Source organism: Streptomyces sp. NPDC102274, from assembly GCF_044766385.1.
Lineage (GTDB): Bacteria > Actinomycetota > Actinomycetes > Streptomycetales > Streptomycetaceae > Streptomyces.
Genome location: NZ_JBIWLW010000079.1, coordinates 1 through 11,748, shown reverse-complemented (window position 1 = coordinate 11,748; position 11,748 = coordinate 1). Strand labels below are relative to the sequence as shown.

Below are 11,748 nucleotides of genomic sequence, written 5' to 3'. Positions count from 1 at the left end.
GAACCCTGACCCGAGAACAGAAAACCCAACCGATGCGACCCCGCCTCACCCACCACAACACCCGCACCACCCCGCCCCTCAGCCAGAGCGGCGAGAGCCGACAGGAACTCGGACCGGTCAGCGGCCACCACCACCGCACGGTGGTCCAACGCCGCACGCGATGTCGCGAGCGAGTAGCCGACATCGACAACCGCGTGCTCGTCCGCGATCGACGCAAACGACATCAGACGTTCAGCCTGGCCACGCAGGGCACCCTCGCCGCGCGCCGACAGCACCCACGGCACCAGGCCGTCACGCACCGGCTCCGGAGCTTCCTCCCGCTCGACCGCTGGAGCCTGCTCGATGATGGCGTGCGCGTTCGTGCCACTCACACCGAACGCCGACACACCCGCCCGCCACGGCTCCCCGGTCTCCGGCCACGGCCGAGCCTCCGTCAGCAGCTCGACGGCGCCCGCCGACCAGTCCACATGCGACGACGGCTCGGTGACGTGCAGGGTCTGCGGCAGCACACCGTGCCGCATCGCCATCACCATCTTGATCACACCAGCCACACCGGCCGCGGCCTGTGTGTGGCCGATGTTCGACTTGATCGACCCCAGCCACAGCGGCTCACCGCTGCGGTCCTGGCCGTAGGTGGCCAGCAGAGCCTGCGCCTCGATCGGGTCACCCAGCGTGGTGCCGGTACCGTGCGCCTCCATGGCGTCCACATCGGACGGCGCGAGACCCGCACTGGCCAACGCCTGACGGATCACCCGCTGCTGCGACGGACCGTTCGGCGCCGTCAAACCGTTGGACGCGCCGTCCTGGTTCACCGCCGAACCCCGCACGACCGCCAACACCCGGTGCCCGTTCCGCCGGGCGTCCGACAACCGCTCCACGAGCAGCATGCCGACGCCCTCGCCCCAGCCGGTGCCGTCGGCGCTGTCGGAGAATGCCTTGCACCGACCGTCCACCGACAGCCCGCGCTGCCTGCTGAACTCCACGAACGAGCCCGGTGTCGTCATCACCGTCACACCACCGACCAGCGCCAGCTCGCACTCGCCCTTGTGCAGCGCCTGCGCCGCCAGATGCAGTGCGACCAGCGACGACGAACACGCCGTGTCCACCGTCACCGCAGGACCTTCAAGACCGAACGTGTAGGACAGCCGACCGGAGATGACACTCGCCGAAATACCGGTACCCGCGTACCCCTCGACACTCTCCGGCGCGGCCATCAACAACGCCGCGTAGTCCTGGCCATTGGTACCGACAAACACACCGGACCGACTGCCCCGCAACGAATACGGATCAATACCGGCCCGCTCGAACGCCTCCCACGACGTCTCCAGCAGCAGCCGCTGCTGCGGATCCATCGCCAACGCCTCACGCGGCGAGATCCCGAAGAAACCCGAGTCGAACTCCGCCACACGGTCGAGGAAAGCGCCCATACGACTGTACGTGGTGCCCGTGTGGTCGGGGTCCGGGTCGTACAGCGACTCCACGTCCCAACCACGATCGGCCGGGAAGCCGGACACCGCGTCCCCGCCTTCGGCCAGCAGCCGCCACAAGTCCTCCGGCGACTCGACACCACCGGGGAAACGACAGCTCATACCGACGATCGCGATCGGCTCGCCGGCCTTCTCCTCGACCTCGCGAAGCCGTTGCTTGGTCTGCCGCAGATCCGCGGTCAGGCGCTTCAGGTAGTCGAGGACCTTGTCGTCATTCGACATATGCTTGCTAACCCCTCTTGGTTAAGAGTCGGGACCCGCGGATCAGGACTTGCCGAGTTCCTCGTCGATGATGTCGAACACGTCGTCCAGCGTTGCCGAGTTCAGGTCGTCCACCGCGGCCTCGGGCTCCTTCTCGTCCCACGTGGACAGGAGCGATCGAAGCCTCAGCCGGATGTCCCCGACCAGCGCGTCGTCCGGGTCGAGCTTGGAGATGGTGATCGTCAGCTTGTTCAGCTCGCTGAGCGCCGCGGCGGCGGGTGTGCCGCGGTCGGCGAGCACCGTCGCCCGCAGGTGGGCCGCGAGCGCCGCCGGATTCGGGTGGTCGAACACCAGGGTGGCGGGCAGTCGCGAGTCGACCTCGGCGTCGAGCCTGTTGCGCAGTTCCACGGCGGTGAGCGAGTCGAACCCGAGTTCCTTGAACGCCCGGTCCGCCTCGACGGTCTCCGGTCCCGCGAAGCCGAGCACGGCCGCGGTGTGGGTGCGGACGAGGTGCACCAGCGCCCGGTTCTGCTCCGCCTCGGTGAGGCCCGCGAGCCGCTGGGTGAGCGGTACCGCGCCGGAGCCGCTGCCGGACCGCGCGGACCGGCGGGCGGGCGTGGGCACCAGACCGCGCAGCAGCGGCCGTACCTGCTCAGGGTGGGCCCGCAGCGCGGACAGGTCGATCGCGGCGGGCACCGTGGTCGCGGTGCCGGTCGCGCGTGCCGCGTCGAAGAGCGCCATGCCGTCCTCGGAGGACAGCGGGACCATGCCGCCCCTCGCCATCCGCTGCACGTCGGCGATGTCGAGGTGGCCGGTGATGCCGCTGGCCTCGGCCCACAGACCCCAGGCCAGTGACGTCGCGGGCAGCCCGGCGGCCCGGCGGTGCTGCGCGAGCGCGTCGAGGAACGTGTTGGCCGCCGCGTAGTTGCCCTGGCCGGGGCTGCCGAGGACACCGGCGACGGCGGAGAACAGTACGAACGCTGTGAGGTCCGTCCCCAGGGTCAGCTCGTGCAGGTGCAGCGCGGCGTCGGCCTTGGGGCGGAACACCGCGTCGACGTGCTCCGGGGTCAGGGACTCGATCACACTGTCGTCCAGCACGCCGGCGGTGTGCACGACAGCGGTCACGGGGTGCTCGGCCAGCAGCGCGGCGACCGCGTCGCGGTCGCTCACGTCGCACGCCACGGCCGTGACCCGCGCGCCCATTTCCGCCAGTTCGCGGCACAGTTCGTCCGCGCCCGGCGCAGCCGCGCCGCGCCTGCCGGTCAGTACCAGGTCCCGGACTCCGTGGCGGGTGACGAGGTGCCGCGCCGTCAACCCGCCGAGCATGCCGAAACCACCGGTGATCAGCACCGTGCCGTCGGGGGCGAACGCCCCCGGCTCGGGCGCGTCGGTCGGAGTGGCGAGCTGTGCCAGCCTGGCCACCGAGGCGGCGCCGTTCCTAACCGCGACCTGCGGCTCCCCGGTCGCCACCGCGGCGCGCAGCCTGCGCGGCGACTTCTCGTGCCCGTCCACGTCGATGAGCACGAACCGCGCCGGGTGCTCCGACTGCGCCGAGCGCACCAGGCCCCACGCGGGAGCGCGCACCAGGTCCGGGACGTCCTCGTCCGGCCCGGCCGCCACCGCGCCGCTCGTCACCAGCACGAGTCGCGATTCGGCGAGCCTGTCGTCCGCGAGCCACTTCTGGAGCAGGTCGAGGGTGAGGCGCGTCGCCTCGTGGGGGGTCGTCGCGCCCTCGCCGGGCGTCACGGCCACGCACCGGGGTACGGGCGCGCCGCCATCGACGGCGGCCAGCAGCGCGGACAGGTCGCCGTGTTCGTCGACCGGCTCGCCGGCCGCGGTGAGCGCGTGGGCCAGCCGGGCGGTGTCGCCGCCGAGCACCGCCCACGTGCCGGTGTCGGGAGCGGCGTCCGGCATCGGGACCCACTTCACCTCGAACAGCGAGTCTCGGTGGGCGGACCGCGCGAGGTTGAGCTGGTCGGCCGAGATGGGCCGCAGGCTCAGCTCGTCGACAGCGGCGACCGGCTCGCCGTAGCCGTCGGCGACCAGGACCGTCACGGCGTCCACGCCGACCGGTGTCAACCGGACCCGCAGCGCCGTCGCACCGGTCGCCGGCAGCCGCACCCCGGCCCACGAGAACGGAAGCCCGTCCGAACTCACACCGAGCCCGATGACGTGCAGCGCGGCGTCCAGGAGGGCCGGGTGCAGGCCGAAGCCCTCGTCCGCGAGGCCGTCCGGCAGCACCACCTCGGCGAACACCTCGTCGCCCTTGCGCCAGGCCGCGCGCAGGCCCTGGAAGGCGGGGCCGTGGCCGAGGCCGGAGGCGGCGAGGGTGGCGTAGTGGTCGTCCAGCTCGACCGGCTCGGCCTCGCTCGGTGGCCAGGCGACGAGGTCGTCGGTCACTGGTTCCGCCTCGGCCGCCAGGGTGCCGGTGGCGTGGCGGGTCCAGCCCCCGCCTTCGTCGCCTCGGGAATCCACGGTGAACGCCCGCCTGCCCGACGCGTCCGGCCCGTCGAGGCTGAGCCGCACCTGCACGCCGTCCCGCTCGGGCAGCACCAGGGGCGCCCCCAGCATCAGGTCGTCCAGCGACGCGCAGCCGACGTGGTCGCCGGCGCGCAGCGCGAGGTCCATGTAGGCCGCGCCGGGGAGCACGGCGGCGCCCAGGACGCGGTAGTCGGTGAGCCACGGGTGGGTGCGCAGGGACAGCCTGCCGCTGAACACGAGGCCCTCGGAGTCCGCGAGTTCGGTGACGGCGACGAGCACGGGGTGGTCCACCCGCCCCAGCCCGGCCGAGGTCACGTCGCCGGACGCGCTGTGCGTCGTCGTGGGCCAGAAGCGCCGGCGCTGGAACGGGTACGTCGGCAGGTCCACCCGCCGCGCGCCGGAGAGCTCCCACTCCACCTGGCCGCCGCGCACGAACAGCGTGCCCGCCGAGGTCATCAGCCGGGCCAGGCTCCCGTCCCCGCGCCGCAACGAGCCGACCACCACGCCGTCGGCGCCGACCAGCTCGCCCAGACCGGCCACCAGCACCGGATGCGGGCTCACCTCGACGAAGGCCTTGAAGCCCTCCGCCACCAGCGTGGAGACGGAGTCCGCGAACTCCACCGTCTGCCGCAGGCTCCGGTACCAGTACGCGGCGTCCATCCCACGGGTCTCCAGCCACCCGCCGGTCAGCGGGGAGAAGTACGGCACGTCACCGGAGCGCGGCGACACACGTGCCAGCCCCTCCAGGAGTTCCGCCTCGATCCGCTCGACGTGGTGGGAGTGCGGGGCGTAGTCCGCCAGGACCCGACGCGCCCACACCCCTCTCTCGGCGCAGACCTCCATCAGCTCGTCCAGCGCGGCGACGTCACCGGACACGACGACCGAGGCGGGGCCGTTCACCACGCCGACCGCGAGCTGCCCGTCCCACCGCGTCAGCAGCTCCCGTACGGCGTCCACGCCGAGCGCGACGGACACCATGCCACCCTGGCCGGACAGCGCGGTCAACGCCTTGCTCCGCAGGACGACCAGCCGCGCCGCGTCCTCCAGGGACAGGGCGCCCGCGACGCACGCCGCCGCGATCTCACCCTGCGAATGCCCCAGCACGGCGCTCGGCTCGACGCCCCACGACCGCCAGGTGGCGGCCAGCGACACCATCACCGCGAACAGGGCGGGCTGGACGACGTCCACTCGCTCCATCAGGCCGGGATCCCGGATCGCGCCCAGCAGCGACCAGTCGACGAACTCGTCCAGCGCCCGCGCGCACTCCTCCATCCGCGTGCGGAACACCGGCGAGGACTCCAGCAGCTCCAGCGCCATGCCGACCCACTGCGAACCGTGGCCGGGGAACACGAACACCACGCCGGCACCGCGGTTCTCCGCCACGCCGGTCACGACGTTCGGCGTCTCACGGCCGTCGGCCAGAGCGGTGAGACCGGAGAGGAACTCCTCCCGGTCCAGCCCCACCACCACGGCCCGATGGTCGAACACCGACCGGGACCGCAACGAGTGGGCGACGTCGGTGACCGACACGGCCGCCTCGTGCGCGAACTCCTCCCGGAGCCGGAACGCCTGTTCCCGCAGCGCCTCGCCGGACCGCGCCGACAGCACCCACGGCACGACACCCGGTTCACCCGGCTCGACCTCGGCTGACGTCACCTCGGGCGCCTGCTCGATGATGGCGTGCGCGTTCGTTCCGCTGAACCCGAACGACGACACACCGGCCCGCCGCGGCCGGTCCACGGCAGGCCACTCCCGCTGGTCGGTGAGCAGTTCCATTGCCGCCGTCGACCAGTCCACGTGCGACGACGGCTCGTCCACGTGCAGCGTCTTCGGCAACACACCGTGCCGCATGGCCAACACCATCTTGATCACACCCGCGACACCGGCGGCTGCCTGCGTATGACCGATGTTGGACTTCACCGACCCGAGCCAGAGCGGCTCACCAGCGCGGTCCTGGCCGTAGGTGGCCAGCAGCGCCTGCGCCTCGATCGGGTCACCCAGCGTCGTACCGGTCCCGTGCGCCTCCACCGCGTCCACCTCGGACGGCGCGAGACCCGCACTGGCCAGCGCCTGCCGGATCACCCGCTGCTGCGAAGGACCGTTCGGCGCCGTCAGACCGTTGGACGCACCGTCCTGATTGATCGCGGAACCCCGCACGACCGCCAACACCTGATGTCCGTTGCGCTGGGCGTCCGACAGCCGCTCGACGAGCAGCATCCCGACGCCCTCGCCCCAGCCCGTGCCGTCGGCGCTGTCGGAGAACGCCTTGCACCGGCCGTCCACCGACAGCCCGCGCTGCCTGCTGAACTCGATGAACGCGCCGGGCGTCGACATCACCGTCACGCCACCCGCCAGGGCCAGCGAGCATTCCCCCGACCGCAGGGCCTGCACCGCCAGATGCAGTGCCACCAGCGACGACGAGCACGCCGTGTCCACCGTCACCGCAGGACCTTCAAGACCGAACGTGTAGGACAACCGACCGGACATGACGCTCGCCGCGCTGCCCGTCGCCACGTGCCCGCCCACGTCCTCGGCGGCCCCGTCCAGCACCATCCCGTAGTCCTGCACGTTCGAGCCGACGAACACGCCCGCCCGCTCGCCGCGGACCGAGTTCGGGTCGATGCCGGCCCGTTCCAGCAGTTCCCAGGAGGTCTCCAGCAGCAGCCGCTGCTGCGGATCCATCGCCAGCGCCTCACGCGGCGAGATCCCGAAGAAACCCGAGTCGAACTCCGCCACACGGTCGAGGAAGGCGCCCATGCGGCTGTACGACGTGCCGACACCCGCCGGGTCCGGGTCGTACAGCGCCTCCAGGTCCCAACCACGGTCGGCCGGGAACTCCGACACCGCGTCCCCACCCGACAGGAGAACGTCCCACAGATCCTCCGGACTCGACACACCACCCGGGAACCGGCACGCCATCGCCACAATCGCGATCGGCTCATCGGTCACACCGGGGACGGCGGCCGGAGCGGAGGCGGTGGGAGCCACGCCCGCACCGGACAACTCGACACGCAGATGGGCGGCCAGCGCGGCGGCCGTCGGGTAGTCGAACACCACGGTCGCGGGCAGCGCAACGCCGGTGGCCTCGCTGAGCCGGGTACGCAACTCCACCGCCGTCAGCGAGTCAAAACCCAGCTCCTTGAAAGCGCGGGTCGCGGAAAACGCGTCACCCGACACATGGCCGAGCACCGCGGCCGCCTCATACCGGACCAACTCGGTGAGCTGCCGCTCCTGCTCAGCCTCATCCAGCCCCGCGAGGCGCTGCGCGAGGGCCGAAATGCCCTGCTCCGCCGGAGCGGCCTCGAACGCGGCGCGCACCTCGGGCAGTTCACGCAGCAGCGGGCTGGGCCGCTGCGACATGAAGGTGCCCGCGAACCGCTCCCAGTCGACATCGGCGACGACGACGTTCCCGTCACCACGTTCCAGAGCCGTGGCCAGACCCGCGATCGCCACAGCCGGAGCCATCGTCGACAGGCCCCAACGGTGCAGCAGCGCGGCCTGCTCGTCGGTCGCCACCATGCCGCCACCGCCCCAGGGACCCCATGCGACGGCGGTGGCGGGCAGACCCGCTGTCCGGCGGTGGGCGGCGAGGGCGTCCAGGTAGGCATTGGCAGCCGCGTACGCGCCCTGCCCACTGCTGCCCCACACACCGGCGATGGACGAGAACAGCACGAACGCGTCCAACGGCGTTCCGGCCAGCTGCTCGTGCAGGTTCCTCGCGCCGACGACCTTGGCCGCCAGCACATCACCGAACTCGGCGAGGTCAGTCGGATCAAGGTCGGCAAGGGGGGCCGAGCGCTCGATACCCGCCGCGTGCACGACCGCGGTGAGCGAAGGGACGCTCTCCAACAGCGCCGCGACGGCGTCCCGGTCCGCCACGTCACAGACGGCGAACGTGACACGCGCGCCCAGCTCGACGAGCTCGGCCTCCAGTTCCCCGGCGCCCTCGGCGGACCGGCCTCGACGGCCCGTCAGCACGACGTGCTCGGCCCCGCGCGCCGCCAACCAGCGCGCCACGTGCGCACCGAGCGCACCAGTACCACCGGTCACCAGGACCGTCCCGCGCGGCGACCAGCCGGAAGCGGAGGTGTCCGCGCTCAGCGGCGCGGGCGTCAGCCTGCGCCCCAGAACCTCGCCGCCGCGCAGCGCGATCTGGTCCTCGCCGCTCGTCCCGGCGAGTACCGAGGCCAGCAGATCGCCGGTCCCGTCGTCCTGCGCTTCGGACAGGTCCACCAGACCACCCCAGCGGCCGGGATGCTCCAACGCGGCCACGCGACCCAGACCCCACAGCATCGACTGCTCAAACCCGGCGACCACATCGCCCGCGCCCACCGACACCGCACCCGATGTCACACACCACAACGGCACGCTCACATCAGCATCACCCAGCGCCCGCAGCAGACCAATCGTGGCCCCGACACCCGCCGGCACAACCGACCCACCCGCATCGGCGAGCCCCAGCAGCGAGACCACTCCGTGAAGTGCGGGCAGCTCGGCCAGCCGGCCCGCACAATCGACCGCCTCCGGGGCCACGTACAGCACCTGCACGTCCGCACCGTTCCGGGCCAACGCATCACGAACCCACCCGGCACGGTCCTCACCGACCGGCGCGACCACCAGCCAGACACCATCCAACCGCCCACTCCCGGCGACCACCGGCCGCCAGTCGACCCGATACCGCCAGTCATCGGCGATGGAACGATCCCGCTGCTCCCTGCGCCACGCGGACAGCCGGGGCAACACGGCACTCAGCGGATCGTCCGACGACACATCCAGCGTACGGGCGAGATCAACGAGGTCACCCTCCTCGACGACCTCCCAGAAGCGCGCCTCCACCGGCGACATCCGCTCAACGCCCTCAACAGCGGCCGGAGCGTCCAGCCAGTAGCGCTCACGCTGGAACGCGTACGTCGGCAGGTCCACCCGCCGCGCACCACGACCGGCGAAGAGCGCCTCCCAGTCCACCCGGACACCGCGCACATGCAGCTGTCCCGCAGCCGTCGTAGCGGCCACGGCCTCCGGGCGATCGCCGCGCAGCACCGGTACGAAGGTCATCTCCGGCGCGGACTCCTGCCCCAGCGCCGACAGCGTCCCACCCGGCCCGACCTCGACAAACATCGCCACACCCTCGGCTACGAGCGTGCCCACGGCGTCGGCGAACCGCACCGACTCGCGCACATGCCGCACCCAGTACTCCGGCGAACCCAACTCCTCCGCACTCGCCAACCGGCCCGTCAGCGTCGACACGATCGGGACCGCGGGTTCAGCGAACTCGATCCCCTCGACCACCGCGCGGAACTCGTCCAGCATCGGCTCCATCAGCGGCGAGTGGAACGCGTGGCTGACGCGGAGCCTGGTCACCTTCCGACCGCCCTCACGCCACAGCTCCGCCAACACATCCACATCAGCGGCAACACCGGAGACGACCACCGAGTTCGGCCCGTTGACCGCCGCGATCCCCACGGTCTCCGGGAGATCCGGCGCGACCTCGGCCTCGGACGCCTGGACCGCCACCATCGCACCGCCCTCGGGCAGCGCCTGCATCAGGCGCCCCCGCGCCGACACCACCTTCGCGGCATCAGCCAGCGACCACACACCCGCCACATGCGCGGCGGCCAGCTCACCGATCGAATGCCCCGCCAGCATGTCGGGGCGAACACCCCACGACTCCAACAGCCTGAAAAGCGCCACCTCCACCGCGAACAACGCCGGCTGCGTCACCCCCGTCTCATTCAGAGCATCGGCATCCTCACCGAACAGCACCTCACGCACCGCCGGGTCGAACTCGCCCAGCACCTCATCCAGCGCCGCAGCGAACACCGGGAACCGGGCGGACAGTTCACGCCCCATCCCGAGCCGCTGCGAACCCTGACCCGAGAACAGAAAACCCACCTGGTGCGGCGCCGCCTCACCCACCACGACACCCGGACCGCCCCGCCCCTCAGCGAGAGCGGCCAGAGCCGACTGGAACTCGGCAGGCTCTGCGGCGACCACCACCGCACGGTGGTCCAACGCCGCACGTGAGAACACCAGCGTACGGCCGACGTCCGCCACGGACAGATCTGACGTTCCGTCAACAAAGGACTTGAGTCGGGCGGCCTGCTCCCGCAGCGCCTCGGGGGTCTTGGCCGACAACAACCACGGGACGACCGCGCCGACAGGCAACGGCTCCGGAGCTTCCTCCCGGTCGACCACGGGGGCCTGCTCGATGATGGTGTGCGCGTTCGTGCCGCTGAATCCGAACGAGGACACACCCGCTCGCCACGGCTGACCGGTCTCCGGCCACGGTCGAGCCTCCGCCAGCAGTTCCACCGCGCCCGCGGACCAGTCCACGTGCGGCGACGGCTGGTCCACGTGCAGGGTGCGCGGCAGCACACCGTGCCGCATCGCCAGCACCATCTTGATCACACCCGCCACACCCGCGGCGGCCTGGGTATGACCGATGTTCGACTTGATCGACCCGAGCCACAGCGGCCGGCCCTCGGGGCGGTCCTGGCCGTAGGTGGCCAGCAGCGCCTGCGCCTCGATCGGATCGCCCAGCGTGGTTCCGGTGCCGTGCGCCTCCACCGCGTCCACCTCGGACGGCGCGAGACCCGCGGCCGCCTGCGCGGCCCGGATCACCCGCTGCTGCGACGGACCATTGGGCGCCGTCAGACCGTTCGACGCACCGTCCTGGTTCACAGCGGAACCCCGCACGACGGCGAGCACCTGGTGGCCGTTGCGCCGGGCGTCGGACAACCGCTCGACGAGCAGCATCCCGATACCCTCGCCCCAGCCCGTGCCGTCCGCGCCTGCCCCGAATGCCTTGCACCGGCCGTCCACCGACAGCCCGCGCTGGCGGCTGAACTCGATGAACGCGGCGGGCGTGGACATCACCGTCACGCCACCCGCCAGCGCCAGCTCGCACTCGCCCGACCGCAGGGCCTGCACCGCCAGGTGCAGTGCAACCAGCGACGACGAACACGCCGTGTCCACCGTCACCGCAGGACCTTCAAGACCGAACGTGTAGGACAACCGACCGGAGATGACACTCGCCGCACTGCCGGTGCCGAAGTAGCCCTCGACGCTGTTCGGCACGGCCATCATCAGCGTCGTGTAGTCCTGGCCGTTGGTGCCGACGAACACGCCCGCCCGGCTGCCCCGCACCGAGTTCGGGTCGATGCCCGCCCGTTCGAAGGCCTCCCAGGAGGTCTCCAGCAGCAGCCGCTGCTGCGGATCCATCGCCAACGCCTCACGCGGCGAGATCCCGAAGAACGCAGGATCGAAGTCAGCCACACGGTCGAGGAAAGCGCCCATACGGCTGTAGGTGGTGCCCGTGTGGTCGGGGTCCGGGTCGTACAGCGCCTCCACGTCCCAACCACGATCGGCCGGGAACTCCGACACCGCATCCCCACCCGACAGGAGAACGTCCCACAGATCCTCCGGACTCGACACACCACCCGGGAACCGGCACGCCATCGCCACAATCGCGATCGGCTCATCAGTCACCCCCGACACAGCGACCGAAGCAGCGGGGACGGCAGCCTCCACACCGGACAACTCAACCCGCAGAAAGCCGGCCAGCGCAGCAGCCGTCGGA

Annotated in this window: 2 protein-coding genes; both read right to left on the bottom strand. The window is 71.6% G+C overall.

The window, feature by feature from the left end; genetic code table 11:
• The coding region (locus ACIRQP_RS41195) for a type I polyketide synthase (RefSeq protein WP_403900441.1) at positions 1-1,709 on the bottom strand (1,709 nt) is incomplete at its 3' end.
• A 42-nt stretch (positions 1,710-1,751) separates the two neighbouring features.
• Positions 1,752-11,748: type I polyketide synthase (locus tag ACIRQP_RS41190; RefSeq protein ID WP_403900439.1), on the bottom strand; the 9,997-nt coding region annotated here is incomplete at its 5' end.